Annotated in this window: 22 protein-coding genes; 8 read left to right on the forward strand and 14 right to left on the reverse strand. The window is 73.3% G+C overall.

Annotated features, from left to right (window positions below):
* Positions 1-65 precede the first annotated feature (65 nt).
* The gene (locus ABZW17_RS39365) at positions 66-491 is read left to right on the forward strand and encodes an STAS domain-containing protein (protein ID WP_354825785.1); all 426 of its coding nucleotides are present in this window, start codon (positions 66-68) and stop codon (positions 489-491) included.
* Between the two features lie 181 nt (positions 492-672).
* Here the strand turns inward: ABZW17_RS39365 and ABZW17_RS39370 are convergent, their stop codons facing one another.
* Positions 673-1,596: a sensor histidine kinase gene (locus ABZW17_RS39370; protein ID WP_354825787.1), complete on the reverse strand. Its 924-nt coding sequence runs from the start codon at positions 1,594-1,596 to the stop codon at positions 673-675.
* Positions 1,597-1,691: 95 nt separating this feature from the next.
* Here ABZW17_RS39370 and ABZW17_RS39375 point away from each other — a divergent pair, with 95 nt between their 5' ends.
* Both ABZW17_RS39375 and ABZW17_RS39380 read left to right on the forward strand, forming a co-directional pair.
* Positions 1,692-2,084: a hypothetical protein gene (locus ABZW17_RS39375; RefSeq protein ID WP_354825790.1), complete on the forward strand. Its 393-nt coding sequence runs from the start codon at positions 1,692-1,694 to the stop codon at positions 2,082-2,084.
* Between the two features lie 85 nt (positions 2,085-2,169).
* Positions 2,170-2,313 (forward strand): hypothetical protein, encoded by a 144-nt coding sequence (locus ABZW17_RS39380; RefSeq protein ID WP_354825793.1) that lies wholly within the window; start codon positions 2,170-2,172, stop codon positions 2,311-2,313.
* Here ABZW17_RS39380 and ABZW17_RS39385 read toward each other — a convergent pair.
* The 6 genes from ABZW17_RS39385 to ABZW17_RS39410 are packed head-to-tail and all read right to left on the reverse strand — an operon-like array spanning position 2,310 to position 9,991.
* The gene (locus ABZW17_RS39385; RefSeq protein WP_354825796.1) at positions 2,310-3,323 is read right to left on the reverse strand and encodes an SDR family oxidoreductase; all 1,014 of its coding nucleotides are present in this window, start codon (positions 3,321-3,323) and stop codon (positions 2,310-2,312) included. The genes ABZW17_RS39380 and ABZW17_RS39385 overlap by 4 nt on opposite strands.
* On the reverse strand, positions 3,320-3,706 hold the full coding sequence (locus ABZW17_RS39390) for a hypothetical protein (protein WP_354825799.1): 387 nt from the start codon (positions 3,704-3,706) through the stop codon (positions 3,320-3,322). Before ABZW17_RS39390 ends, ABZW17_RS39385 begins: the two co-directional genes overlap by 4 nt.
* Positions 3,703-6,774, reverse strand: a complete 3,072-nt coding sequence (locus ABZW17_RS39395; RefSeq protein ID WP_354825801.1) for an FAD-binding and (Fe-S)-binding domain-containing protein — start codon at positions 6,772-6,774, stop codon at positions 3,703-3,705. Before ABZW17_RS39395 ends, ABZW17_RS39390 begins: the two co-directional genes overlap by 4 nt.
* A 13-nt stretch (positions 6,775-6,787) precedes the next feature.
* On the reverse strand, positions 6,788-7,864 hold the full coding sequence (locus ABZW17_RS39400; protein WP_354825804.1) for an enolase C-terminal domain-like protein: 1,077 nt from the start codon (positions 7,862-7,864) through the stop codon (positions 6,788-6,790).
* Complete coding sequence (locus ABZW17_RS39405) at positions 7,861-9,654, reverse strand: thiamine pyrophosphate-requiring protein (RefSeq protein ID WP_354825807.1); 1,794 nt, start codon at positions 9,652-9,654, stop codon at positions 7,861-7,863. The genes ABZW17_RS39400 and ABZW17_RS39405 overlap by 4 nt, the downstream gene beginning before the upstream one ends.
* Positions 9,635-9,991 (reverse strand): DUF6292 family protein, encoded by a 357-nt coding sequence (locus tag ABZW17_RS39410; RefSeq protein WP_354825809.1) that lies wholly within the window; start codon positions 9,989-9,991, stop codon positions 9,635-9,637. Before ABZW17_RS39410 ends, ABZW17_RS39405 begins: the two co-directional genes overlap by 20 nt.
* 80 nt (positions 9,992-10,071) lie before the next feature.
* On the opposite strand from ABZW17_RS39410, the gene ABZW17_RS39415 reads away from it, so the two are divergent.
* Positions 10,072-10,548 carry a MarR family transcriptional regulator gene (locus ABZW17_RS39415; protein ID WP_354825812.1) on the forward strand — a complete coding sequence of 159 codons (477 nt, stop codon included), beginning with the start codon at positions 10,072-10,074 and terminating at the stop codon, positions 10,546-10,548.
* Between the two features lie 116 nt (positions 10,549-10,664).
* Here the strand turns inward: ABZW17_RS39415 and ABZW17_RS39420 are convergent, their stop codons facing one another.
* Complete coding sequence (locus ABZW17_RS39420; protein WP_354825814.1) at positions 10,665-11,903, reverse strand: low temperature requirement protein A; 1,239 nt, start codon at positions 11,901-11,903, stop codon at positions 10,665-10,667.
* 401 nt (positions 11,904-12,304) lie between these two features.
* Here ABZW17_RS39420 and ABZW17_RS39425 point away from each other — a divergent pair, with 401 nt between their 5' ends.
* Genes ABZW17_RS39425 through ABZW17_RS39440 form a run of 4 tightly spaced genes read left to right on the forward strand, consistent with a single transcriptional unit; the run spans position 12,305 to position 16,581 of the window.
* Positions 12,305-14,941 (forward strand): ATP-binding protein, encoded by a 2,637-nt coding sequence (locus ABZW17_RS39425; RefSeq protein WP_354825817.1) that lies wholly within the window; start codon positions 12,305-12,307, stop codon positions 14,939-14,941.
* A complete protein-coding gene (locus ABZW17_RS39430) occupies positions 14,938-15,426 on the forward strand; it encodes a roadblock/LC7 domain-containing protein (RefSeq protein WP_354825820.1) in 489 nt (162 codons plus the stop codon). Before ABZW17_RS39425 ends, ABZW17_RS39430 begins: the two co-directional genes overlap by 4 nt.
* The gene (locus ABZW17_RS39435) at positions 15,423-15,803 is read left to right on the forward strand and encodes a DUF742 domain-containing protein (protein WP_354825823.1); all 381 of its coding nucleotides are present in this window, start codon (positions 15,423-15,425) and stop codon (positions 15,801-15,803) included. The genes ABZW17_RS39430 and ABZW17_RS39435 overlap by 4 nt, the downstream gene beginning before the upstream one ends.
* Positions 15,804-15,816: 13 nt before the next feature.
* On the forward strand, positions 15,817-16,581 hold the full coding sequence (locus ABZW17_RS39440) for an MHYT domain-containing protein (RefSeq protein WP_354825826.1): 765 nt from the start codon (positions 15,817-15,819) through the stop codon (positions 16,579-16,581).
* A 45-nt stretch (positions 16,582-16,626) separates the two neighbouring features.
* Here ABZW17_RS39440 and ABZW17_RS39445 read toward each other — a convergent pair whose 3' ends face one another.
* From ABZW17_RS39445 to ABZW17_RS39470, 6 genes are all read right to left on the reverse strand, one after another.
* Entirely contained in the window at positions 16,627-19,017 is a 2,391-nt protein-coding gene (locus ABZW17_RS39445) for a hypothetical protein (protein ID WP_354825829.1), read from the reverse strand.
* A 283-nt stretch (positions 19,018-19,300) separates the two neighbouring features.
* Complete coding sequence (locus ABZW17_RS39450) at positions 19,301-20,047, reverse strand: GntR family transcriptional regulator (RefSeq protein WP_354825832.1); 747 nt, start codon at positions 20,045-20,047, stop codon at positions 19,301-19,303.
* A 191-nt stretch (positions 20,048-20,238) separates the two neighbouring features.
* Positions 20,239-21,729, reverse strand: a complete 1,491-nt coding sequence (locus ABZW17_RS39455) for a beta-N-acetylhexosaminidase (RefSeq protein ID WP_354825835.1) — start codon at positions 21,727-21,729, stop codon at positions 20,239-20,241.
* The gene (locus tag ABZW17_RS39460) at positions 21,729-22,547 is read right to left on the reverse strand and encodes a carbohydrate ABC transporter permease (protein WP_354825838.1); all 819 of its coding nucleotides are present in this window, start codon (positions 22,545-22,547) and stop codon (positions 21,729-21,731) included. Before ABZW17_RS39460 ends, ABZW17_RS39455 begins: the two co-directional genes overlap by 1 nt.
* Positions 22,544-23,467, reverse strand: coding sequence for a sugar ABC transporter permease (locus ABZW17_RS39465; RefSeq protein ID WP_354825841.1), 924 nt, complete (start codon positions 23,465-23,467; stop codon positions 22,544-22,546). The genes ABZW17_RS39460 and ABZW17_RS39465 overlap by 4 nt, the downstream gene beginning before the upstream one ends.
* A 72-nt stretch (positions 23,468-23,539) precedes the next feature.
* Positions 23,540-24,814 carry an extracellular solute-binding protein gene (locus ABZW17_RS39470; RefSeq protein WP_354825843.1) on the reverse strand — a complete coding sequence of 425 codons (1,275 nt, stop codon included), beginning with the start codon at positions 24,812-24,814 and terminating at the stop codon, positions 23,540-23,542.
* Positions 24,815-24,943: the final 129 nt, after the last annotated feature.

Below are 24,943 nucleotides of genomic sequence, written 5' to 3' on the forward strand. Positions count from 1 at the left end.
ACCGAACGGGCAGGCGCCAGCAGCAGGCCCGTTCGTCACGTCATCTGCGAATGAGGCGTGGAGAAATGTTAGTCGTCCAGCCCCCAGCGACGGCGATCCCCGTAGCGCCGTCGGCGCGCGAACAGCGCAGTGCGTTCGACATCCAGGTGATCCGCCCGTACTTCGGCGCGGTGATGGTCCGGATCCGCGGTGCCCTCGACGCGGACAGCGCCCCCCAGGTCCGCTCGGCGCTGGACACGTGGGCCCACCGCCGGTTCCCGGTCCTGGTCCTCGACCTGTCGGAGGTCGACTTCCTCGACGGCGCGGGCCTGGCCGCCCTCGGCGGCATCCAGGCCCGCACGGTCCGCGAGAACGCGACCCTCCGCATCGTCGCGGGAGACAACCGGGTGGTGCGCCGCGCGTTGTCGGCCAGCGGCCTCGACCACGCCCTGAACGTCAGCCGGCTCCCCTCCGGCTGGGAACGGGCCACGGCGATCCCCAGCCAAAGCTGACCCCCGCCCCTTGAACTCCACGGCCCCCGGCCGTGGAGTCCGACCTGTGCACTTTCTCGGCTCGGCGAACAGCCGCACCCGCGTGCGGCCCACGATCACCCCGCGCACCACCGCCTCGGCGCGGACGTCGTCACCACGATCGCCGGTTCGCCGCGGCCGATCGCGTTCACCCGTCGCGGACTCAGACGCGGAAGTACGCCCGGATCGTCGTGCCGTGGTCGTCGCCCGTGTGCAGCCGGACCAGGTCGGCCAGGAGGTTGACCAGCAGGAGCCCGCGGCCGCGGGGCTGGTCGGGCGTTGCCGGGTGGCGGCCGGCCAAGGGGTCGGTGAGGTGGCCGTCGTCGTGGACCTCGCACACGAACTCGCCGCCGGCGGCCCAGCAGCGGACCGTGCCCGTGCCGCTGCCGTGCTCGACGCTGTTGGACAGCAGCTCGGTGACCACCACCTCGACGTCGGCGACCTGGTCGGCGCTCAACCCCGCCGCGGCCGCGCGGACGTGGGTCAGGGCGCGGGCCGCCGCGAGGTCCGTGGTGCCCTTCAGCTCGAAGGCGCCGTCCGGTACCGGCAGGGGCTCGTTGTACCGGGCGAGCACGCCGTCCGGGTCGTACGCGGTGCTCGTGCGCTGTCCGGCGCCGTCGACCAGCACCGGGTGCGTCGCCTCGGCGTCGGCGAGGACGTCCGGGGTCAGCGCGGCGGCGTCGTACGGGCAGAGGATCGTCACGTCCCGGCCGGTGAAGGCGTGGTTGATCAGGGCCTCGTGCTGGACGCACGCCGGGTACTCGACCGCCGACCGCGCCGCCCAGACCGGCTCGCCGATGATCCGCGCCGGCCGCCCGGGGTGCGTGTCGGCGAACGCGCGCAGCACGCCGGGGATGATCCGGCCGGGGTTGCGCCCGGCCTCCGTCATGTCCAGCAGGCGGACGCGGGCGGCGTCCCCGCCGAGCTCGCGCCGCAGCAGGGCGAGGTTCTCCCCGGGCACCGCGACCGCCACCGGCTCGCCGGCGGCGAGCCCGCCCCACACGAACGGCACGGTGCCCGCCAGGTACTCGGCGGCACCGCGGTAGAACAACGCGGGGTGCGCGAAGGGGTCCACGGGTGCGCGCAAGCCGTCACTCCTTCCGCCGGGACCTCCCCAGTATGCGTGACCCCGACCGGGCGACACACGCCGCTACAGTGATCACCCCGACCTGGGGGGACAGCTTGCCGGAGACGACCACGCGCCGGATCACGGTGACCGACGGTGCCGCGCTGCTCGGCGGCCTCGTGTCCGGCGCGATCGGGGCGTACGCCTACTACAGTCCTTCGCTGCGCCCGCTCGCGCACGCCTTCACGCTCTGGATCGCGCTGCTGGCCGCGGTGGTGCCCGGCGCCCGCGACGCGCGCGCGATCGCCCGTGCCGTGGTCGCGCTGGCCACCGCCGTCGTCGCGTTCTACTGCGGCAAGGACGTCATGTACGGCATCAAGTACCCCGGGATGCCGTACTCGGTGAACGCGGGCAGCTCGCGTTGTGGTGCGTGCTGGCGGCGGTGGCGGGCGTGGCCGCCGGCCTGGTTTTCGGGCCCGTCGGCCGCGACGACCGGCGCGGCACGCTGAGCACGCCCTCGCGGCGGGCCTGCTGATCGGCGAGGTCGTCCGGCGCTCCGGCCGCGCCGACGGGCTCGTCTTCACCGCGGCGACGGTGCCGGCGCTCGCTCTGGTGCTGGCCCGCGGCATCCGTTCGCGCGCGCAGGCGGGCCGGGTGCTGCTGTGGACGGTGCCGATGGCGGTCGCCGGGCTGCTGCTCGTCTCCGCGCCGGACGTCCTGGAGCAGGTCCTGCTCTAGGACCTGGCCCGGCGCCACAGGGCCAGCGCCGTCGCGGCGAGTGCGCTGCCGCCGGCGGCGAGGAGGCCGTGGTGGTGGCTCGCCCACAGCTGGAGGCTGCGCGGGGCCGCCTGGCCGTCGAACTCGCCGTGGGCGCCGAAGTCGCGTCCGCGGTCGGCCGGCTTCCACAGGTTCTCCGGCTGGTCCGCGGGTTTGGCGTCGCCGGTCTGCTGGGACCGGTAGCCGGTGCGGGCGAGGTAGCGGTCGAGGATCCCGGGTGCGACGGCGTTCGCGACGAGCGTGCCGACGGTGCTGCCGCCGACCCAGTATTCGCGCCGCTGCGGGTGCTCCGCGGCGTGCACGACCGCCCGCGCGGCGACCTCCGGCTGGTAGATCGGCGGCACCGGCTGCGCGTGCCGCGGCAGCTTGGAGCGGACCCAGGAGAACTGCGGCGTGTTGACGGCGGGCATCTGCACCATTGTGGTGCGGACGTGGCTGCCGTCGTGCAGGAGCTCGCAGCGCAGGGCCTCGTTGAAGCCCTGGATGGCGTGCTTGGCGCCGCAGTAGGCGCTCTGCAGCGGGATCCCGCGGTAGGCGAGGGCCGACCCGACCTGCACGATCGTGCCGTGGTCGCGCGCCTTCATCCGCCGCAGGGCGGCGGTGGTGCCGTGGACGTAGCCGAGGTAGCTGACTTCGGTGACGCGCCGGAACTCGTCCGGTTCGATCTCGTCGAAGGGCGCGAAAACGGAGGTGAAGGCGACGTTCACCCACACGTCGATCGGCCCGAGCTCCTTTTCGGCCCGCTCGGCGGCGGCGTCGACCTGCCCGAAGTCGGCGACGTCGGTGGGGATGGCGAGGGCCGTGCCCCCGGCCGCGGTGACGTCTTCGGCGGCGGCCGCGAGGCCGGCTTCACCGCGGGCGAGCAGGGCGACGCGGGCTTGGCGGGCCCCGAAGGCCCGCGCGACGGCCCGGCCGATGCCGCCGCTCGCCCCGGTGACGACGACGACCTGGTGCGGGGTTGGGCTGGTCATGGACCCTCCGATCGAAAGCCGTTGACTGAGGACGAACGCGATCCGGTCCGGCCGGGCGGCAGGGTTGCGGCGGTGCGGCGCTGCCGGCCGCGGGGCCGGGCCGCCCGGGCCCAGCCCGCCGCCACCACCGCGTTCGCCAGGGCCGGCGCCCGCCAGCGGCGGGACACCGCCGCCAGGCCGAGCATGCTCAGGCTGTGCGTCACGTCGATCGTCCAGCCCCAGCGCGCCACCACCCCCTCCGGGCGCCGCAGGACCGCCGCCGCCTGGGCCAGGTGACGCGCGCCCAGCGCCAGCCCCACCTTCCGCGGCACCGGCAGGTACCGCGAAACGACCAGCACGCCGCCGCCCCACACCGCACGGGCCGCGGCCACCCCGCGCGTCACCGGAGGCTCCGGCGGACCGCGATCCCCGCGGCCGCCACCGCACCCGCGCCGAGCGCGGCCGCCACCGCCGTCCGCCCGCGCCGGGGCGGCGGATCCGAAGGCGGCGGCCCGAGCCCGCTCGCCAGCAGCTCGGCCAGGTGCATCCCGTCCCGCCCGCCGCTGTCGAGCTCGTGCAGCTGGGTCCGGCAGCTGAACCCGTCGGCGAGCACCGCCGTCTCCGGCGAAGCGTCCCGGACGCGCGGAAGCAGGATCCGCTCGGCACACGCCTTCGACACCTCCAGGTGGCCCTTCTCGAACCCGAAGTTGCCCGCCAGCCCGCAGCACCCCGAGTCGAGGTGCTCCGCGTCCACGCCCGCGGCTTCGAGGAGCTTCCGGTCCGCGTCCCAGCCCATGACCGCGTGCTGGTGGCAGTGCACCTGCGCGATCGCCTTCGCGGCCGGCCGGGGCGGGCGGTAGCCGGGGGAGTGCTCGGTGAGCAGCTCGGCGAGGGTGACCGTCCGGTCGCGCAGCCGCCGGACGTCCTGGTCGCCCGGGAACAGCTCGGCCGCGTCCGCGCGGAACACCGCCGTGCAGCTGGGTTCCAGGCCGAGGACGAGCCCGCCGTCGTGCAGGTGCGGGGCCAGCGAGCGGACCGTGCGGGCCAGGACGTGCTTCGCGACGCCCAGCTGCCCGGTCGAGATCCACGTCAGCCCGCAGCACAGCGCCGCGGACGGCATCGTCACCCGCCAGCCCGCGTCCTCCACCAGCCGCACCGCGGCCCGGCCGGCCTGCGGGTGGAACGCGTTGGTGAACGTGTCCGGCCACAGCAGCACCGTCCCGCGGGCGCCGGGGCCCGACGGCCCGCGCCGGGCGAACCACTGCTGCAGCGTTTCCCCGGCGAACATCGGGACTTCGCGGTCCTCGACGCCCGCGGCCAGGGTCGCCAGCCGGGACAACCCGGGCGCGTGCGTCAGGGCGTTGACCACGCGGCCCGCCCGGAGGCGGCCCACGACCCGCGCGAACGCCGGCAGCCAGCCCATCGTGAAGTCCGAGCGCGGCCGCCGCCACGGCCGGCCCTCGTAGTGGTGGGCGAGGAACTCCGCCTTGTACGTCGCCATGTCCACATTGGCCGGACAGTCGGTCTTGCACCCCTTGCACGCCAGGCAAAGGTCGAGGGCGTCCCGCACGTCCTTCGAACGCCAGCCGTCGCCGACCGGGCTGTCGCCGTGACCGTTCAGCATCTCGAACAGCAGCCGCGCCCGGCCGCGCGTGGAGTGCTCCTCCTCGCCGGTCACCTGGTAGGACGGGCACATGACCTGCCCGCCGCTCGTCGTGTGCTGCCGGCAGCGGCCGACGCCGACGCAGCGGTTGGCGGCCTGGGCGAACGAGCCGCCGTCGTCGGGGAAGCGGAAGTACAGGTCCTGCGGGTCGGCGGGCGCCCAGTTCGCGCCGAGGCGCAGGTTTTCGTCGAGCCGGTAGGGGGCGACGACCTTGCCGGGGTTCATCCGGTTGTCCGGGTCGAAGATCGCCTTCAGCCTGCCGAACGCGAGGACCAGCTCGTCGCCGAACATCTTCGGCAGCAGCTCGCCGCGCGACTGGCCGTCGCCGTGCTCGCCGGAGAAGGACCCGCCCATCGAGGCGACGAGGTCGGCGGCCCGTTCCATGAACCGCCGGTAGGTGGCGACGCCGTCGGCGGAGTAGAGGTCGAACGGGATCCGCGTGTGCACGCAGCCCTGGCCGAAATGGCCGTACAGGCTCGGGCCCGTCTCACCCGCGTACCCGAATTCCTCGTACAGCGCGGTCAGTTTCCGCAGGTATTCGCCGAGCCGCTCCGGCGCGACGGCGGAGTCCTCCCAGCCTTCGAAGGTGTCGGCCCGGCCCGGCAGGTGCGCGGTCGCGCCGAGCCCGGCTTCGCGGACCTGCCAGAGCTCCTGTTCGCGGGCGGGGTCGTCGAGGAACGCGACGTCGGCCTCGTGCTCGGTGTCGTGCAGGGCGTCGAGCAGCTTGTGCGCCTGCTGCTCGGCTTCCTCGTGCGTGCCGGCGGCGAACTGCACCATCAGGAACGCGCGCCCTTCCGGCAGTTCGCCGAGCGCCTCCGGGTTCATGTCCTTGATCTGCTGGTCCCGGATCAGCTTGTGGTCGACGCCTTCGAGGGCGACCGGCTCGTGCGGGAGGACGGCGGGCACGGCGTCCGCGGCGGTGGCGATGTCCCGGTAGCCGAGCACGACGAGCGTCCGCTCCGGCAGCACCGGGACGAGCTCCAGCTCCGCCCGCAGCACGGTGACCAAAGTGGACTCGCTGCCGACGAGCAGCCCGGCGACGTCGAAGTGGTGCTCCGGCAGCAGGGAATCCAGGTTGTAGCCGGAGACGCGCCGCGGGATGTCCGGGTACCGGCGGCGGATCTCCTCGGCGTACTCGTCGCGCAGCCGCCGCAGCTGCCGGTGGATCGCCGCCCGCGGATCGCCGTGCCGCTCGATCGCCGCGTACTCCTCGTCGGTCGTTTCCCCGCACCAGAACCGGGTTCCGTCGTAGGTGACGACTTCGAGGCGGGCGATGTTGTCGACCACCTTGCCGGTCCGCTGGGCCGTGGCGCCGCAGGAGTTGTTCCCGATCATCCCGCCGAGCGTGCAGTTCATGTGCGTCGCCGGTTCCGGCCCGAACCGCAGGCCGGTGTCCGCGAGCTGCCGGTTCAGCTCGTCGAGCACGATGCCCGGCTGCACCACGCAGGTCCGGGCGTCCGCGTCGACCGACTCCAGCCGGTGGCAGTACTTCGAAAAGTCGAGCACGACGGCGGTGTTGGTGCACTGGCCGGCGAGGCTGGTGCCGCCGCCGCGCGACAGCACCGGCGCCCGGAACTCCCGCGCCACCGCCAGCGCCGCCACCGCGTCCTCCGGCGTCCGGGGCAGCACGACGCCCAGGGGGACCTGCCGGAAGTTGGACGCGTCGGTCGAGTACGCCGCGCGCGAGCCGCGGTCGAACCGCACTTCGCCGTCGACGCGCTCGCGCAGCGCCGCGGCGAGCGCGCCGGTGTCGACCTCCTCGTGCTCCGCGTGGCGCACCACCGGATCGGGGAGCTGAACGGGTCCCATCGCGGATCCTCCTTCAGAGTGCGTACTCGGCCGCGGCCTCGGGCCGTAACGTGAGCCCGTGCCCGGGCGCGGCCATCGCCGGAGCCACGGTTCCGCCGTCCGGGTCGAGGCAGCCGGCGAAGAAGAGCCGCTCGATCCGGTCGTGGTCGGCGAACCACTCGATGTGCCGGAAGTTCTGGGTGGCCGCGGCGGCGTGCGCGGAGAGGTTCGGCGCGCAGTGCGCCGAGACGTCCCGGCCGGCCGCCGCGGCGAGGGCGGTGGCCCGCCGCCATTCGGTGAACCCGCCGCAGCGGGTGACGTCGACCTGCAGGCAGTCGACCACCGGCAGCAGGCGCGCGAAACAGGGCAGGTCGTAGCCGTACTCCCCGGCGGCGATGTCCGGGCCGCCGGGGAAGCGCGTCGCCGCCAGCCCGGGCAGGTCGTCGCTCGAAACCGGTTCTTCGAACCACGTGACGCCGTACTCCGTCAGCCGCTCGGCGACGCGGCGCGCCCGGCCGGGGGAGTAGGCACCGTTGGCGTCGACGTACAGCGCCGTGTCGTCGCCGATCGCGTTGCGGGCCAGCGCGACCCGGGCGAGATCGCGGTCCGGCGACTCGCCGATCTTGATCTTCACGCGCGGAATGCGCTGCTGCCGGACCCAGTGGTCCAGCTGCGCGGCCAGCTCGTCGTCGGAGAGCGTGGTGAAGCCGCCGCTGCCGTACACCGCGACCTCGTCGTGCACCCGGCCGAGCAGCCGGCTCACCGGCAGCCCGAGCGACCGGGCCGCGGCGTCCCACAACGCGATGTCGACGGCCGACATCGCGCACGAGACCAGGCCCGGCCGGCCGAGGTTGCGGATCGCGTGCTGCATCGCGGCCCAGCAGGCGGGCACGTCGAGCACCGGCCGGCCGCGGACGGCGTCCGCGAGCACGCCTTCGACGAGCGGCACGCAGGCCGCGTCGGCGTAGGTCCAGCCCAGCCCGCGGATCCCGCCGGCTTCGGCGTGCACGACGACGATCGTGGTGGCGTCCCAGGCCAGCGTGCCGTCGGCCTCGGGCGCCGGGGTCGGCACCCGGTAGGCCCGGGCGCCGACCCGTTCGATCGTCGTCATCGGTTCTTCCCGGGCAGGAACTCCTGCAGCTTCGTCTTGACGCCCTGGGCGACGAGGTGGAACGCGTCGGGGTCGCCCTTGAGGACGGCCTGGGCGGCCGACTTCACCTGTTCGAAGGTGGCGTGCGGCGGGATCGGCGGCACGTCCGGGTCGCAGCGGACGTCCAGCACGGCCGGCTTGCCCGCGGTGAGCACGGTGTCCCAGGCCGAGGCCAGCTGGTCCGGCTTGTCCACCGTGACGGCCGCGAGCCCCAGTGACAGCGCGAACCCGGCGTAGTCGACGTCCGGCAGGCTCTGGGACTCCTCGAACTTCGGCGCCCCGCCCATCGCGCGCAGCTCCCACGTGACCTGGTTGAGGTCGTTGTTGTGGAAGACGCAGATCACGCAGCGCGGGTCGCTCCAGAGGTGCTGGTAACGGGCGACGGTGATCAGCTCGGCGAGGCCGTTCATCTGCATGGCGCCGTCGCCGACCAGGGCGATCACCGGCCGGTCGGGGTGCGCGAACTTGGCCCCGATGGCGTACGGCACGCCCGGGCCCATCGTGGCCAGCGTGCCCGAGAGCGACCCGCGGATGTCGCCGCGGATGCGCAGGTTGCGCGCGTACCAGTTGGTGGAGGAGCCGGAGTCCGCGGTGACGATCGCGTTCTCCGGGATCCGCTTCGACAGCTCGGACACGACCGCCATCGGGTTCACCGGCTGCGCGTCGACGGCGGCTTCCTTCTCGACGGTGTCCCACCAGGACCCGACGTTCTTCTCGATCGTCTCGCGCCACGACCGGTCCGGCTTGCTCTTCAGCCGCGGCAGCAGGGCGCGCAGGGTGCCCGCGCTGTCCCCGACGAGGTTGACCTCGGTCGGGTAGCGCATCCCGATGAACCGGCCGTCCAGGTCGATCTGCACCGCGCGCGCCTGCCCGAAGTCCGGCAGGAACTGGCTGTACGGGAAGTTCGAGCCGACGATCAGCAGCGTGTCGCAGTCGCGCATCATCTCGTAGCTCGGCCGGGTGCCGAGCAGCCCGATCGAGCCGGTCACCCACGGCAGGTCGTCGGGCAGGACGTCCTTGCCCAGCAACGCCTTCGCCACGCCCGCGCCGGTGATCTCGGCGACTTCGCGGACCTCCTCGGCCGCGCCGCGCGCACCCTGGCCGATCAGGACGGCCACCTTTTCACCCGCGTTCAGCACCTCGGCCGCCGCCTCGATGTCCGCCTCCGCGGGGACCGCCCGGGACCACGCCGTGCCCGGCGGGCTGGACGGCACCTGCTTGAACGCGTGCTGCGGCGGGGAGTACGGCTCCTCCTGCAGGTCGGCGGGGATGATCAGGGCGGTCGGGCAGCGGGACGACTCGGCCGTCCGGATGGCCCGGTCGAGCGCGTTCGGCAGCTGCTCGGCGACGTTGACCTCGACGAGGTATTCGCTGGCGACGTCCTTGTAGAGCGCCTGCAGGTCGACCTCCTGCTGGTAGCTGCCGCCCATCGCGCTGCGGGCGGTCTGCCCGACGATCGCGACCACCGGGACGTGGTCGAGCTTGGCGTCGTAGAGGCCGTTGAGCAGGTGGATCGCGCCCGGGCCCGAGGTGGCCAGGCACACGCCGACCTTGCCGCTGAACTTCGCGTAGCCGACGGCCGAGAAGGCGGCCATCTCCTCGTGCCGGGCCTGCACGAACCGCGGCTGGTTGTCCGCCTTGCCGAACGAGGCGACGATCCCGTTGATGCCGTCACCCGGGTAGGCGAAGACCTGCTCGACGCCCCACTCGCGCAGGCGCTGGAGCAGGTAGTCACCGACTGTCTGGCTCATGAGTACTCCCTTTGGCGTGCGATGCCGCTTCGGTGAGCGCCTCGTGCACCCGGCGGGCCACCACGGCGGGCCGCGGCCGCACCGGCTCGGGCCACCGGGCCAGGACGGCCGGCTCTTCCGCGCCGTCCGGTTCCACGGCCAGGCACCACCCGCCACGGTCGGTCCACTGCAGCATCAGGAACCGGCCCGCGTGCCGGGCGGCCAGGGCGATGTAGGCGGTCGACGGGCTGCCGTGTTCGCTCCACGACGCAGCCGGTTCGACACGCAGCAGCTCGGCGACGGTCTCGACGTAGTCGCGCAGGGCCGTGGCCTCGACGTGCCCGGGATCCGGTTTCACCGGCGCGGACGCCTCCTTTCGTGGGTCGCCGTCGGCGCTCACGAATCGCTGTACCCGCTTTCGCCGTCTATCATACTTGCGTGACGCAAACGTGGCGGGAGCAAGACGGCACCGACGCGGCGCTGGCGGTGTTGCGGGCGATGGTGATGATCGCCGACGTCACCGTCGAGCGGAACACCGAGCGGCTGACCCTGACCCAGTTCCGCGCGCTGCGGGTGGTGGTCGACCGGACCCCGGTCACCATGGGCCGGGTGGCGCGCGAACTGGCGCTCAATCCGTCCTCGGTCACCCGGGCGTGTGATCGGCTGGTCGCGCTGAACCTGCTGGAAAAGGCCCCCAACCCGCTCAACCGGCGGGAGACGCTGCTGGCTCCGGCCGCGGCCGGGCGGCAGCTGGTGGACCGGGTCGACCGCGACCGCCGCCGGGTGCTGGCGGACGTCCTCGGCCGTCTCGACCCGGCCGCACGCGCCGCCGCGATTGCCGCTTTCGAGGGGTTTGCCGGGGCGCTCGAAGCGGACGAAAGGGATTCGCGTTCATCGTTGCGTCGCGCAAACTAAGGTCGGCGGAAAAAAGTTTGGCCGTGGGTCGATCGGGTATCCCGGCGCCAGTTTCCCTACGGTCCGACGGGGGCGGCATCCCGCCGAGGAGTACCGGCGGGCCAACCCCCGAGCGGTCACCGCGCCGATGCGTTGCGGTTGCGCAGGAACGCCAACGGGTTGTCCCCGAGCCGCTCGATCGCCCGGCGGCGCACCACCGTGCTGACCGCCGTCATGCCGACGCCCCACACCGCGACCACCACGACCACCGCCGGGGTCGGCAGGATCCGGGCGAGGTGGGCCAGGTTGACCGTGACCACCAGTGACGCGATCCGCGCCGCCCGCTGGTACCAGCGGCCGGGGTCGGCCGCGAAGACGCGGGTGCCGGCGATGTACACCGTCAGGCCCGCCGTCAGCAGCCAGACCGCCGCGGCCGGCGGGGAATCGTGCAGGGACAGGTTCAGCCCCGCCGCGACGAGCAGCAGTGCGAACGCCGGTGTCAGGTGGCCGCCCGCGTACAGCGAATAGGCGAGCGCGGGGTTGCCGCCGGAGAGCCCGAGCATCTTCTCCGACAGCTCCGCGGCCGAGGTGAAGTACAGCCACCACAGCGCGCCGGCGAGGACCAGGCCGCCGGCCATGGCCGCCCAGTAGGCGAAGTCGTCGGCCGGGCGCTCGAGCGCGGCCGTGCCGACGGTGATCACCAGCTCGCCGAGCAGCAGGATCATGAACAGCCCGAAGCGTTCGGCGAGGTGGCCGGAGTCGACGGCCAGGTTCGGGTCGCGGGGCCCGTCGAACATCGCCCGCCGCCGCTCCTGGGCGCTCGGCCGCTCCCCGCGCGCGCCCCGGCGCCGGCCGCCGAGGAGCAGGAACCCGGCCTCCTGGAGCAGGGCGACCGTCCAGAGCCCCCAGCCGTGGGGCACCACCGCCGAGACCGCGAACAGCACCGCGGAAATCGCGTACCCCGTGCTGATCCGGCGCTGGTCCAGGCCGGGCCGCACGGGCCACCGGTGGGCCGCCGCCAGGATCACGCGGACGCCGGCCATGGCCGCCACGAAGACCGTGGGGTGTCCCTCGAAGACGTGGTGCACCTGGGTGGCGGCGATCGCGCACGGAAGGGTGCCGGCCAGCACGAACAGCCGGTCGGCCACGCGGCTGTCGTCCCCGCGGCGGTTGTAGAGCACGGCGAAGCCGATCCACGTCCACCACAGCGTGGCGAACAGCCCCAGCGCGCCGGCGATGCGCCCCCAGTGCGGGTCCGCGACGATGCTGTGCGCCACCTGGCCCACCGCGAACACGAAGACCAGGTCGAAGTACAGCTCCACCCAGCCGACGCGCTTGCCGTGCGCGGCGCCGGTGTCCAGGTCCACATCGGTCACGGCCGGGATTCTGCCGCACCCCGTGCCCGTGACCCCACCCGGGCGCGGCGAGAATTAATAACACACCATTCGAACAATGGCCGAATTCGCCCCGGCGACTGCCGTGGGTAATTCTGCCGCCAGCGGTGAGCCGGGCTTGGTTTACCGCCCAGTACGCCCGGGAGCTGGGCCAACGTGGTTGAACGGTGTGCAAGCAGCGACCACGGGAACACAATCCGTGAACCGCGGAAACAATTCGATCCGCGCGTTCCGAAACGCCGCCGCGCAGGGTTGACAAGGACGCCGGACGTGATGTCTTCTGCTGGTCGGCCTGATCAACGCCACGTCTTCCCTGGGGATCCGCGTCCTGTCCGAGTTCGACGTCAGCCGTGCGCGCGGCTGGGAAATCGAGCGATTCCGCCATGCACGAAAGCAGAGCCACGCCCCGCCGCCCGGCGGACGCCGCGTGGTGGCCGGCGCACTGGAGCGTCCGCACCAAGATCAGCGTCGTCCTGCTGCTGCCGGTCCTGGTCGCGGTGGCGCTCGCGGACCTGCGGATCCAGGGCGAACTCGACCGGGCGACCGCGCTCAGCGCGGCCCGCGACCGGCTGCCGGTGCTGCGCGACACGATCGACCTGACCGCGTCGCTGGGCGAGGAGATGGTCGCCGCGGTCGCGGTCCCGGCGGGCGCGCCGGACACGCTGACCGCGGCGGTCGACGCGAAGGTGGCCGCGGTCCAGCGCGACACCGGCTTCGCGCCGCTGGCCGCGGACACCGGCCGGGCGCTCAACACCGCGCTGGGCAAGCTCGCCGGGATCCGCGCGGCCGGCGCCGGTGGTGGCGACGTCCGCACGAAGGCCGCCGGCTACAACGACATCATCTCCACCCTGGGCGACCTCGTGCCCGCGTTCGTCCCGTCCGACGCCGCCGGCGCGGAGACCACCCGGCTGCTGGTGCACCTGCGTGGTGAACTGGCCACCGAAGAGACCTACCGGCGGGCCGCGCAGACCAGCCCCGACGACGCTTCCCTGCGCCCGGCCGTCATCCAGACCGCCGCCGAGCAGGAGGTCCTCGCCGAACAGGCGGAGCACCAGCTGACCGGCGCCCAGCTGGCGAAGTTCGCCGCGGCGACCGGCGCCGCCGACAGCCGGCTCGACGCCCTGCAGGAACCGGGCGGCGGCCGCCCGCTCGCGTCGCTGCTGCCCTCGATCACCGCCGAAGCCGCGGGCGTCACCGCCGTGCTGAACGACGTCGCGGGGCAGCTGGCGGCGAACGTGTCGGCGGCCGCCGACGACGCGAGGTCGGACTCCCTGCGGGACACCGCCCTGGTCCTGGGCGCGCTGCTCGGCGCGCTCGCGATCGCGCTGCTGGTGGTGCGGTCGCTGGTCACACCCGTGCGCCGGCTGCGCGCGGCCGCCCTGCGCGCGGCGAACGAGCAGCTGCCGGAGACCGTCCGGCAGGTCCGGGAGGGCCACGACGTCGACTGGCGGCAGGTGCCCGACTCCGGCGTCCGGACGGAGGAGGAGATCGGGCAGCTGGCGCGGGCGTTCGACGACATGCACCGGCAGGCGGTCCGGCTCGCCGTCGAGCAGGCCGAGCTGCGCAAGCAGGTCAGCGAGATGTTCATGACGCTGTCGCGGCGCAGCCAGTCGCTGGTCGAGCAGCAGCTGTCGATCATCGAGGACCTCGAGGCGGGCGAGCAGAACCCGCGGCGGCTCGACGAGCTGTTCCGCATCGACCACATCGCGACCCGCCTGCGCCGCAACGGCGAGAACCTGCACGTCCTGGCGGGCGGCCGCCCGGTCCGCCACGGCCGCGAGCCGGTGCCGGCGCGCGACCTGCTGCGCGCGGCGACCTCGGAGGTCAAGGACTACCGCCGGGTGGCCATGGGCAACGCGCCCCGCGGCGCGGTCCAGCCGGAGGCGGCGGCGGACGTGGTGCACATCCTCGCGGAGCTGCTGGAGAACGCGACGCGGTTTTCCCCGCCGGAGCACAAGGTGGCCCTCACGGCCGACCGCGGCGCCGTCGGCGGGCTGCTGATCGAGGTCGTCGACCAGGGCCTGGGCATGACCCCGGCGGAACTGGCGGCGGTGAACGACCGCCTGGCGGCGGCCGGCACGGTGGGCCCGGAGACGACCCGCCGGATGGGGTTGTTCGTGGTGGGCAGGCTGGCGGCCCTGCACGGGGTGACGGTCCGGCTGCGCGCCACGGGAACGGCGGCCCGCCACGCGGGCGTGACGGCGAGCGTCCACGTCCCGGGCGCGCTGGTGCTGGCGGACCTGGCCCGCCCGATCGGCGCGGGCCGCCTGCCGTCCCGCAACGGTCACCCGCGTTCCCCGGAGGCCCCGGAGGTCCCGGCGCAGGCATCGACGCCGATCTTCGAGCAGGTGGTGACGAGCTGGTTCACCGAGCCGGCGGTCAAGCCGGTGGTCCGGCGCAACGGCGTGACGCCACCGGTGGAACGGCCGGTCACAGCCGAACCGCCCGCGGCCGATCGGGCCACGCCGGGGGAAATCCCGCCCGTTCGGTGGCCGTCGGCCGCCGAGACCGGCGCGGTCCCGGCCGATCAGGTCACGCCGGCCGAGCCGGCGAGCGAAACCTCCGGAGCCCACCGGGCGATTCCGGCGGACCCAGCCGAAGAAACATCGGCTCCGGCGGACCGCATCCCCCTCGCGGAGCCGCCGGCGGCACCCGCCCTCGCCGAAACCCCGCCGCAGCACCGCGCCGCCGGGCTCCCGGAGCCGGCCGGAACCGCCGCCGTAGTCGGCAGCTGGGACACCCCCGCCGACCGCATGCGGCAGGCCGCCGAAAGCGCTCTCCAGCCCGCCGCCGCGCAGCGGCTCACCGATGCCGGGCTGCCCACCCGGCGGCCGGGGGCGCAGCTCGCTCCCGGGGCGGTCGTCCCGCGCGTGCGGGAACCGTCCGGAGGGGCGCCGTTCCGCGACGCCGCCGCCGTGCGCAGCAGTCTCTCCCGGCACTACCAGGGCATGCGCGCGGCGCGGCAGGAGACTGCGGCCCGCGCCGATCAACCCGGAAAGGACGAAGTGGATCCGCGATGACGGAACTGCACGCTCGACACCCCGCACCGCCGTCCCGGTCCCTCAGCGGGACGCTGCCCGGTCCCGCCGTCGCGCCCGAACGGACGGCGACGCTGAACTGGCTGGTCAACGGGTTCGTCCAGGACGTGTCGGGGATCGCGCACGCCGTGCTGGTCTCCGCCGACGGCCTGCTGGTGGCCGCCGACGACGCGCTGCCCCGCGAGCGCGCCGACCAGCTCGCGGCCATCGCGGCCGGGCTGTCCAGCCTGTCGCTCGGCACCGCCGAGCTGTTCACCGCCGGGCGGGTGGTGCAGTCGGTGATCGAGATGGAGCAGGGGTTCCTGCTGCTGATGAGCGTCGGCGACGGCTCGAACCTGGTCGTGCTCGCCTCGACCGGCTGCGACATCGGGCTGGTCGGCTACGAGATGACGATGCTGGTCGAGCGGGTGGGGCAGAAGGTCGACGTGCCCGCGCGCGAGATACCGGTGGCCCAGGACCACCGGTGATCGACGACCCGCCGGGGGACGAGCCGCGCCGCAGCGCGGCACTGGCCCGCCCCTACGCGTGGACCGAAGGCCGGACGGCACCGGCGGTCGAGATCGCCGTCGAAGCGCTGGTCGAGACCACCGGGGACGGCCGGGCGGAGGCCGCTTACCTGACGTCGAGCGCGCAGGCGGAGGTCCTCGAACTGTGCATCCGGCCGCGGTCGCTGATGGAGATCGCCGCGCTGCTGGCGCTGCCGCTCGGCGTGGTCCGCGTGCTCGTGTCGGACCTGATGCAGGACAGCCTGGTGATCGTCCGGGACACGCTGTCGGACACCGCCACCTGGGACGAGCGCCACGACCTGATGGAACGCGTGCTGCACGGGCTGCGCGACCTGTAGAGAGGACATCGCGATGGAGCATTTCGCGCTGGGGCACTGGCTGCTGGTGCTGGCGTACCTGACGTCGGTGGTCGGCTGCGCGCTCGGGCTGGCGTGCGCGGTGCAGGCCCGCTACGCGGCCGATCCCCGCCACCGCCTGCGGTGGCTGGTGCTGGCGGCGGTCTCGATCGGCGGCGTCGGCATCTGGCTGATGCACTTCGTCGCGATGCTCGGCTTCAGCACCCCGGGCATGCCGGTCCGCTACGACATCTTCCGCACGGTGCTGTCGGCGGTCCTTTCGGTGACGGCGGTGTTCGCCGGCCTGCTGGTGGTGGGCGGCCGCGCGAAGTTCGGCTGGTGGCGCCTGGCCCTCGGCGGCGTGGTCACCGGCCTGGCGGTGAACGTCATGCACTACACGGGAATGTCGGCGCTGCGGGTGAAGGGCGACTTCGGCTACGACGGCGGCCTGGTGGCGCTGTCGGTGGTGATCGCGGTGGTGGCGGCCACGGCGGCGCTGTGGTTCGCGGTGTTCCTGGACCGGCTTTCGCTGCGCCTGCTGGCGGGGTTCGTGATGGGCGCGGCGGTGACGGGCATGCACTACACGGGCATGGCGGCGGTCCGGATGAACATGGACATGACCGCCCCGGACCCGGCGGGGGTGGAGGTGTTCTCGTTCCTGTTCCCGGTGTTCGTGGTGGCGGCGATCGCGATGGCGGTCCCGCTGTGCGCGGTGCTGCTGGCCCCGGCGGTGGGCCCGAAGCCGGCGGAGACGGTCGCGGAAGACGCCGTCGCGGTGTGACGACGGCCCGCGGGGAGTGCCCCCGCGGGCCGTCACTTCACCTCCCTACAGGCTGCACAGCAGCGAACACGCCTTCGCCGACGACCAGTCCGTTGTGGACGGTGGCGTCCCCGGCGGGACGTTCACCGGCACGTAGCTCACCTTCGCCTTGTTCGTGATCGGGAACAGGCTCAGCAACGCGTACGTCGCGCAGTACACCTGCTTCGTCTCACCCGCCTGCAGACTGAACGGACCCGTCTGGCACGACGGCTCCACCGTGTCCAGCACCTGGGCCGACGTGATCCCCACCGGACCCTGGTTCGTCACCGTGATCCGCCAGTACGCCGAGGCCGCGAGCACCCCGAGCAGGCCCACCGGGGCCTGTTTCGCCCACGGACCCGCGCCGCCCGGGCCGCACTGGGCCGGGTGGATCGCCGTGCAGATCTCCTTCTCCACCGTCACCTTCGGCGTGCACGTCGCGCCCGGTGCCACCGGGAGCGTCACCGTGTTGGACGTGAACGAACCCGTCGAGTCCGTGCCCGTCGCCGTGTTCGCCACCGAGGTCACCGTGCAGTCCGCCGAGATCTTCGTGTGGAAGCACAGCTGCGGTGCGTCGCCCGTGAAGTCGACCACCAGCGATCCGCTGAAGCCGGCCGCGCTGTGCAGGACCAGCGTGGTCGTCACGGTGATCTGCGGGTGCGCCGTCACCGACACCCCGGTCAGGTCGACCGAGCCGTCCGGGGCGAAGCCCGCGGTCGGCACCACGGCGCCGTCCTGGTCGACCACGGTCACGCGTGAGGCCGCGAAGTCGACGTTCGCCAGGTCGACGCCCGTCAGCCGCGCCGAGGTGTAGCCCTGGACGTGGCTTCCGCCGTCGCAGTAGAAGTCACCCGGGCGCAGGGTCACCTGCCCGCCGGAGCGGACGCACGGCGTCGAGCCGGTGGCCGGGTCCATGGAGAACAGGACACCCGCGTCGCCCAAGCCGATCAGGCAGCCCGACGGTGGGTCGTACGCGTAGCCGTAGTCCCGGGTGGCGCCGCCGTTCACCGTCGGGTGGGTGATCAGCGCCGGCAATCCCGCGCACGCCGCCCCCGTCGTCCAGTCGTGGCACACGGTGGCCCCCGCGATCCCGCCGTTCCAGACGGGGAGGTAGCTGCGCAGGTGACCGCCCGGGTCGGTGACGACCTCGGGGTCGAAGACGTACGTCCCGTTCGGCAGCGCGGCCGCGCCCGGCGGGGCGGGCAGCGCCGAACCGTCGAGGGCGTAGCACGTCGTGACGTTGGTGCCGCCGGTCGTCGACGCGCACGCGCCCACCGGGGCCCCGGTCGTGCTGAACGCCGTGTAGGCGTTGTAGTTGAAATTGCCCGCCGGTCCCGTCGGCCGCGAAGCGGCCCAGCCGGCACAGGCACCGGCCGTCGCCGGGTCGAAGCAGCCCAGCGCCGGCTGCTGCCCGGTGCCCGGGTTCGACGTCGACGCGAACACCTTGCCCGCCACCGGGGTCAGCGCGCCGTAGACGTACGGCTGGTTGGCGGCCGGCGTGATCGGCGCGTACGGCTGGCCGCCGCAGGCGCTCTGCGTCGCGATGGTCCAGCAGGTCACCGCGCCGCTGCTGATCAGGCCGTAGAGGTTGCCCCCGGTCTCCACGAACCCGGTGATGCTGTTCACCGGCGGTGACCCGCCGAGGGTGGCCAGCGGCCAGTACCCGCAGTTGGCCGCGGCAGCCATGTCGAGGCAGGCCACGCCGACGGACGACGCGGTGACGGCGGGGTAGTAGACCTTCGCGGGTGCCGCGGGGTCGCGGACGTACTGCTCGACCATGGTGCTGGCGATGTCCCCGGCCCCCAGGGTGCCGAGCGGGCCGGGTGCGGTGTTGAGCACCTTCGGCCACGGGCCGCCCGGGCAGCGCGCCCCGGAGGCGAGATCGGTGCAGACCACCTTCGGCGAGGTGGCCCCCAGGTGGTGGTAGATGTTCCACGCCTGCAGCGCGCCGCCCGCGGTGCGGTACAGGATCGGGGAGAAGCCGTCGCCGCCGGTGGCGGTGGTGACCGCCTGCACGGGCGGGGTGAGGGCGCCGGACAGCTGGGTCGCGTCGGGGCCGGCGGCGGGGTTCGTCGCGCGGACCGCGGTGACGCCGGACGCCGGTTCGGTGCCGGTGAACGTGCTGCCGTCGGTGGACCACTGCGGCGTCCAGCCGGGCGGCGCGTGCAGCGAACCGGACTGGTAGGCCTGGCCCGCCCCGACGGCGTCGGTGATGGTGGCGGCACCGGTCGTGGTGGCGTGGTCGTCGTAGCCGATCACCCAGTTCGCGGTCGCGCCGTGGTCGGCGGGGGAACCGGTGCCCTGCACGGACTTCGTCAGCGCGGAGACCGGGGCGGGGTCGGCGGCCGCGGGCAGCGGGACGGCGGTGGCCGCGGCGAGCACCAGGGGCAAGGCGGCCCCCAGCATGCGTCTTCGCATGGTTGGTCCTCGATTCTCGGAATGCGGCGGGAAACGATTTCCCGGCCGAAGGAAAATCCTATGCCGCGTCGGCAACGTGGTTGAAGTGTTCTCACCCGGGCGCCGAAAAGGTGAAGCGAACAGCGCAATTCGATGGTGTTTCACCGGGGTGGGTACGTGCTGTGACGAGGGGGTTTCCCTGTGGACGTCACCCGGATGCCGGTCACGTTTCACTCTTTCGAGTAACGAGGGCAGGCTAAGAACGCGCGTTTCCGGCCGTCGGTGAAGATTTATTTACCGGAAGCTAACCGGATTCGGCGTCGAAGCGGAGTTTCGAGGTGATGCGGTAGCGGTCGCCGCGGTAGACCGACCGGGTCAGTTCGACGATCCGGCCCGTGGTGTCCCGGGTGAGCCGTTCGATGTGCAGGATCGGGGCGTACACGGCGATTTCGAGGAGCTCGGCCTGGTCCGGGTTGGTGACCGCCGGTTCGATCGTCTGCACCGCGTCCTGCACGGCGATCCCGAAGCGTTCCCGCAGCAGCCGGTAGAAGTTGCCCGTCTCGAGGTCCGCCGGGTGCAGACCGGGGACGAGGGAGGCGGGCAGCGCCAGGTTTTCGATCGCGATCGGCTCGTCGTCGACGTCCCGGACCCGGGTGACGCGCAGTACCGGGGTGTCCGGTTCGAGGTCCAGCTCGGCGGCCAGCGACCGGGGGGCCGGCGAAACCGCGAACGCGACCACCCGGCTGGTCCAGTGGCCTTCCGCGGGCGGCACCGCCAGCCCGGTCGCGAGTTCCTGGGTCACCTTGTGCGGGCTGGTGAACGTGCCGCGGCCGCGCTGGCGCACGAGCAGCCCGGTGCGGGTCAGCTCGTCGATGGCGGCCCGGACGGTCGGCCGGGAGACGCCCAGCTCGGCGGCCAGGTCGCGTTCGGAGGCCAGGCCGGTGCCGGGGCCGGCGTTTTCGATCACCTTCAGCAGGTGCCGCCGGACGCGGTCGCGCTTGACGGTGGGCGTGGCGGAGCCCCCGGCTCGGGGCGAAGGCCCGGGTGACACTGCTGCTTCTCGGGGGGTCCGGGTGGCGGAGCCCGCGGCTCGGGGCGAAGCCCCGGGTGACACTGCTGCTTCTCGGGGGGTCCGGGTGGCGGAGCCCGCGGCTCGGGGCGAAGCGCCGGATGTCACCGCTTCTTCTCGGGGGCTCGTGGAGCTCCCGGCCTGGGGTGAAGCCCCCGAGGAGGGCGCAGCGGTCAAGGCATCGTCTTTCCGGGTACTCCGAGCGCGCCGGCGAACCGGACGCGCTCCTTCGGCAGGGCTCCCAGCGCGCGCAGCCGGCCGAGGTGGCCGGTCAGGCGCCGGTGGAAGTCAGCATAACCGCGGCCCGGTGGCGACCACGCCCGCTCGGCCAGCGCGCACAGCCGCGGGAAGGCCAGGTGCCGCACGTGGTCGGGGGTCGGCGCGTGCTCGGTCCACAGCTGGGCCTGGGTGCCGAGGATGCCCGGCCCGGTCTCGCCGGCGACCGGGAGCCCGCCCGCCAGGGGATCGAAGCGGTAGACGTCCTCCAGCGTCGTCACGGGCTCGCGCGGGGGCTCGCCGGGGTCCTCGCTCTGCCGGTAGTCGAAGTACGTCGCCGTGTGCGGGGCCATGACGACCCGGTGGCCGCGGGCGACGGCGAGCGCGCCGTGGGCGGCGTCGCGCCACGCCGTGACGACCAGGTCCGCGGGCAGGCGGCCCGCGCTGTGGCCGGTTTCGTCCCAGCACACCGCCTGCCGGCCCAGGCCCGCGACGATGTCGTGCAGCCGGCCGAGGAACCACGGGTGCAGTTCGGCGGGGGGCACCCCGAGCCGGGCGGCGGTGGCCTGCGCGTCCGGGCTGGTTTCCCACTGCGTGGTCGGGCATTCGTCGCCGCCGATGTGCAGGTACGGCGCCGGGAAGACGTCCGCGACCTGGGTGAGCACGTCCCGGCAGAAGGCGAACACGCCCTCGTGGACGCCGAGGATGTCCGGGCTGATGCCCCATTCCGTCCACACCGGCAGCGTCACCGACGGCCGGTTGCCCAGCGACGGGTAGGCGGCCAGGGCCGCGCGCACGTGGCCGGGCAGGTCGATCTCCGGCACGATCCGCACGCCGCGTCCGGCGGCGAAGGCGACCAGCTCGCGCAGGTCCCGCCGGGTGTAGAACCCGCCGTGGGGCACGCCGTCGAAGACGTCGCTGCCCGCGGGCCCGACCATCGATTCGGCCCGCCAGGCGCCGATCCCGGTGAGCCGCGGCCAGCCGTCGATCTCGATCCGCCAGCCCTGGTCGTCGGTGAGGTGCAGGTGGAGCACGTTGTACTTGTGCAGGGCCAGCAGGTCGACGAACTCGCGCAGGAACTCCAGCGGCATGAAGTGGCGGGCGACGTCGAGCAGCACCCCGCGCCAGGGCAGCCGGGGCGCGTCGCGGATCGTCAGGCACGGCAGCCGCGGGGACAGCTGGCGGATCGTCTGCACCCCGGCGAGCAGGCCCGCCTCCGTGGACGCGGCGAGCAGCGCGTGCTCGGGGGTGACGTCCAAAGTGTACTCTTCCGGCCCGAGCCCCGGCCTCAGCGCGAGCCGGATGACCGGTCCGTTGTGGACAAGCGGCAGGCCGGTGTACGCGGCGAGCAGCCGGGCCGGGCCCCGGGTGCCGGGGCCGGCCAGGATTCCGGTGGGCACGCAGGAACCGGCGCGGCGGGTCAGCCGCGCGGGGAAGGGGATGAGCATCAGCCCTTCACCGCGCCCGCGGTCATGCCTTCGACCAGGTGGCGCTGCACGAGCGCGAAGAAGACGACGACGGGCAGCGCGAACAGCGTCGACGCGGCGATGAGCCCGCCGTAGTCGGTGCCCGTGCTGGTGCTGAACGAGACCAGCCAGACCGGCAGCGTGTAGCCCGAGCTGTCCTTCATGATCACGTAGGCGAACAGGAAGTCGTTCCACGCGGTGATGAAGGCGAACACGCTGGTCGCGATCAGCCCGGGCAGGACCAGGGGCAGCAGGACCGAGCGCAGCACGCGCCCCCGCGTCGCGCCGTCGACCATCGCCGCCTCCTCCAGTTCGACCGGGATGCCGTGCAGGAACCCGCGCAACGTCCAGATCGTGAACGGCAGCACGAGCGCCACGTACGTCAGGATCAGCCCGGCGAGCGTGTCCAGCAGGTGCGCGCTCTTCAGGCCGAGGAACAGCGGGATGACCAGGGCGGGCACCGGCACCATCTGCAGCACCAGCACGCCGATCAGGAAGCTGCGGCGCCCGAAGAACCGGAAGCGCGTCAACGCCGTCGCGGCCAGGAAAGCGACCACGATGGACAGTGCGACGACGGCGACGACCACCACCACGCTGTTGAGCAGGTCCTGGACGAACCCGGGCTTGGCGAGCGCGCCGGCGAAGTTGTCCAGGGTGACGTCGACGGGCAGGAACTCCGGTGTGGGCCGGAGGATCCGGCCGGCGGGCTTGAACGCCGTGAGCACCATCCAGTAGACCGGGAAGATCCACACGAGACAGAAGACGGTGGCGGCCGCGTTGCGGCCGATCCGCCGGATCACAGGTCCTCCCCGGACCGGACGAGCCGGCGCACGTACACCGCGGTCAGGCCGACCAGCAGCGCGACCGAGACGACGGCGATCGCCGCGCCCTGGCCGAAGTCGTTGCGGCTGAAGGCGCGGGTGAACGTCCAGATGCCCAGCGTCGTCGTCCCGCCGCCGGGGCCGCCCTGGGTGAGGATCCAGATCTGGTTGAACACGGTGAAGTCCCAGATGACCGAGAGGATGGTGACCAGGCCGAGGATCGGCTGCAGGAAGGGGAAGGTGATCGTGCGGTGCACCCGCCACGGCCCGGCGCCGTCGAGCGCCGCGGCTTCGTAGTAGGACCGCGGGATCTGCGTCAGGCCGGCGTGCAGGGTGAGCGCGACGAACGGGACCGACTGCCACACGACGAGCAGCCAGACGAGGGTGAACGCCGACGCCGGGGTGGTCGTCCAGTCGTGCTGGGTGAGGTCCCCGAAGCCGAGGCGGGTCAGCAGCCAGTTCACCACGCCGTAGCCCGGCTGGAAGAGCCACTGCCAGACCAGAGTGGACGCCACGTTCGGCAGCGCCCACGCCGCGATCAGGCACAGCGTCACCGCCGTGCGCATCCCGCGGCCCAGGCGCTGCAGCAAGAGGGCGACGGCGAACCCGATCACCAGCGTCCCGGTCACCAGCGCGGCGCAGAACCCGACGCTGCGTGCGAGGACCGGGAGCAGCTGGGGGTCGGCGAGCACGGCGGTGTAGTTGTCCAGGCCGGCGAAGCCCGTCTTGCCGGTGAACAGGGACCGCAGGCCGAACTCCTGCAGCGAAATGACCACCAGCCGGACGAGCGGGTAGCCGAGCACGAGCCCGAGCAGCACGGTGGCGGGCAGGAGCAGGCCGTACGGGAGCAGGGCCGGGCGTCGCGTTCTTTCCCGGGTGCGTGCCTTTTCGAGCAGCACAGGGGGTCTCCTTCGCGGGACAGGGGCGGGGTGGCCCGGCGGGGACGGCGGTCGGCCGGGCCACCCCGCCGGTCAGCGGGCGCCCAGGGCCTCGGTCAGGTGGGCGTCGAACTCCCGGGCCGCGTCGGCGACCGGCCGGCGCCCGGTGGCGATGTCGGCGAAGAACGTGTTGATCGACTTGTCGCTCTCGATGGTCGCCCAGCCGGGGGCGGCGGGGGTGGCCACGCTGGTCTTCGCCGCGGTCGCGAAAGCCGCGTTGAGCGGCGGCAGGGCGGGGGTGATCCGGTCGATCAGCTCGGTGGAGACCGGCGTCCAGCCGTCGATGCCGGAGACGGCGTCCCGTTGCACGGCGGGGTCGGCCGCCGCTTTCAGGTAGGCCAGCGCGAGGTCCTGGTTGCGGCTCTTGGCGGCGACGGCGAGGTCGGAGCCGCCGAGGAACACCGGCTGCGTCTTCCCGGGGCTGGCGCTCGGGAACGGGAAGGTGCCGAGCCGGTCCTTCAGCTCGGGCTTGTTCTTGAGCACGGTGTTGACGCTCGTGTCGAGGATCGCCGCCGCGCCGCCGGAGGAGAAGATGGCGGCCTGGTCGGGGGACTTGGTGTCGACGTTGCGGGACGCGGGGGAGGAGTAGGCGTTCTGGAAGTCCTTCCACGCCTGCAGGCCCTTGAGCGCCTCCGGGCTTTCGAGGGCGCCGGTCCACTTCCCGTCCTTCTGGGTGGCGATCTGCCCGCCGGCGTCCCAGACGAACTGCAGCGCGCCGAACCAGTACCGGCCGGGGAAGTGGAAGGCCGAGTAGTCGGGCGCGGGGTGCTTGGCCTTGATCTTGTCCAGGTCGGCGGTGAGCTCGGCGAAGGTCTTCGGCGGGGCGGTGACGCCGGCGTCGGCCCAGACCTGCTTGTCGTAGATCACCGCCCGGTTCCCGGCGAACAGCGGCGCGGCGTACAGGTGTCCGTCCACAGTGGCCGGTCCGGCCAGGCCGGGCAGCCAGCTCTGGCCCGCGGCGAGTTCGTCGCGGTGCGGGTTGAGGTCGGTCAGCGCGCCGTTGGCGGCGAACAGCGGGACGTCGGTGTTGCCGATCTCGATGACGTCCGGCGTGGTGTCCTGGGCCAGTGCGGTGCTGATCTTCGTGTTGATGTTGTCCCATTCCTGGATCTGCACGGTGACCTTGGCACCGGTGGCCTTTTCGAAGGCGGCGTTGATCGCCGCGGTGGCCTTGTCGCTGAGGTCACCGTTCATCAGCCAGACGGTGAGCGTGTCACCGCGGGCGGCAGGAGCGGGGGTGTCGGTACCGCAGGCCGCGGCGCTCACGGCGGCGACGGCCAAGGCGGCGGCGAGGATGCGTCTGTGCATGGGGATTCCCGGAAGGCGTGAGGTGGGAGCGGCGCCGGGGTGGGGGGGGGTGGGGGGGGTGGGGCGTAGGGTCTCAGCTGAGAACCCCGCCGGCGACCCCGGCGGGGGCGGGGCGGGGCGCGGGGGCCC

Origin of the sequence: Amycolatopsis sp. NPDC004625 (assembly GCF_040609695.1) — a bacterium.
GTDB lineage: Bacteria > Actinomycetota > Actinomycetes > Mycobacteriales > Pseudonocardiaceae > Amycolatopsis.

Excerpts from the sequence above, each read along its gene's own strand:
- ABZW17_RS39365 (WP_354825785.1), top strand. The coding sequence starts at position 66 with ATGTTAGTCGTCCAGCCCCCAGCGACGGCGATCCCCGTAGCGCCGTCG.
- ABZW17_RS39385 (WP_354825796.1), bottom strand. The coding sequence starts at position 3,323 with ATGACCAGCCCAACCCCGCACCAGGTCGTCGTCGTCACCGGGGCGAGC.
- ABZW17_RS39395 (WP_354825801.1), bottom strand. The coding sequence starts at position 6,774 with ATGGGACCCGTTCAGCTCCCCGATCCGGTGGTGCGCCACGCGGAGCAC.
- ABZW17_RS39400 (WP_354825804.1), bottom strand. The coding sequence starts at position 7,864 with ATGACGACGATCGAACGGGTCGGCGCCCGGGCCTACCGGGTGCCGACC.
- ABZW17_RS39405 (WP_354825807.1), bottom strand. The coding sequence starts at position 9,654 with ATGAGCCAGACAGTCGGTGACTACCTGCTCCAGCGCCTGCGCGAGTGG.
- ABZW17_RS39425 (WP_354825817.1), top strand. The coding sequence starts at position 12,305 with ATGCACGAAAGCAGAGCCACGCCCCGCCGCCCGGCGGACGCCGCGTGG.
- ABZW17_RS39430 (WP_354825820.1), top strand. The coding sequence starts at position 14,938 with ATGACGGAACTGCACGCTCGACACCCCGCACCGCCGTCCCGGTCCCTC.
- ABZW17_RS39440 (WP_354825826.1), top strand. The coding sequence starts at position 15,817 with ATGGAGCATTTCGCGCTGGGGCACTGGCTGCTGGTGCTGGCGTACCTG.
- ABZW17_RS39445 (WP_354825829.1), bottom strand. The coding sequence starts at position 19,017 with ATGCGAAGACGCATGCTGGGGGCCGCCTTGCCCCTGGTGCTCGCCGCG.
- ABZW17_RS39455 (WP_354825835.1), bottom strand. The coding sequence starts at position 21,729 with ATGCTCATCCCCTTCCCCGCGCGGCTGACCCGCCGCGCCGGTTCCTGC.
- ABZW17_RS39470 (WP_354825843.1), bottom strand. The coding sequence starts at position 24,814 with ATGCACAGACGCATCCTCGCCGCCGCCTTGGCCGTCGCCGCCGTGAGC.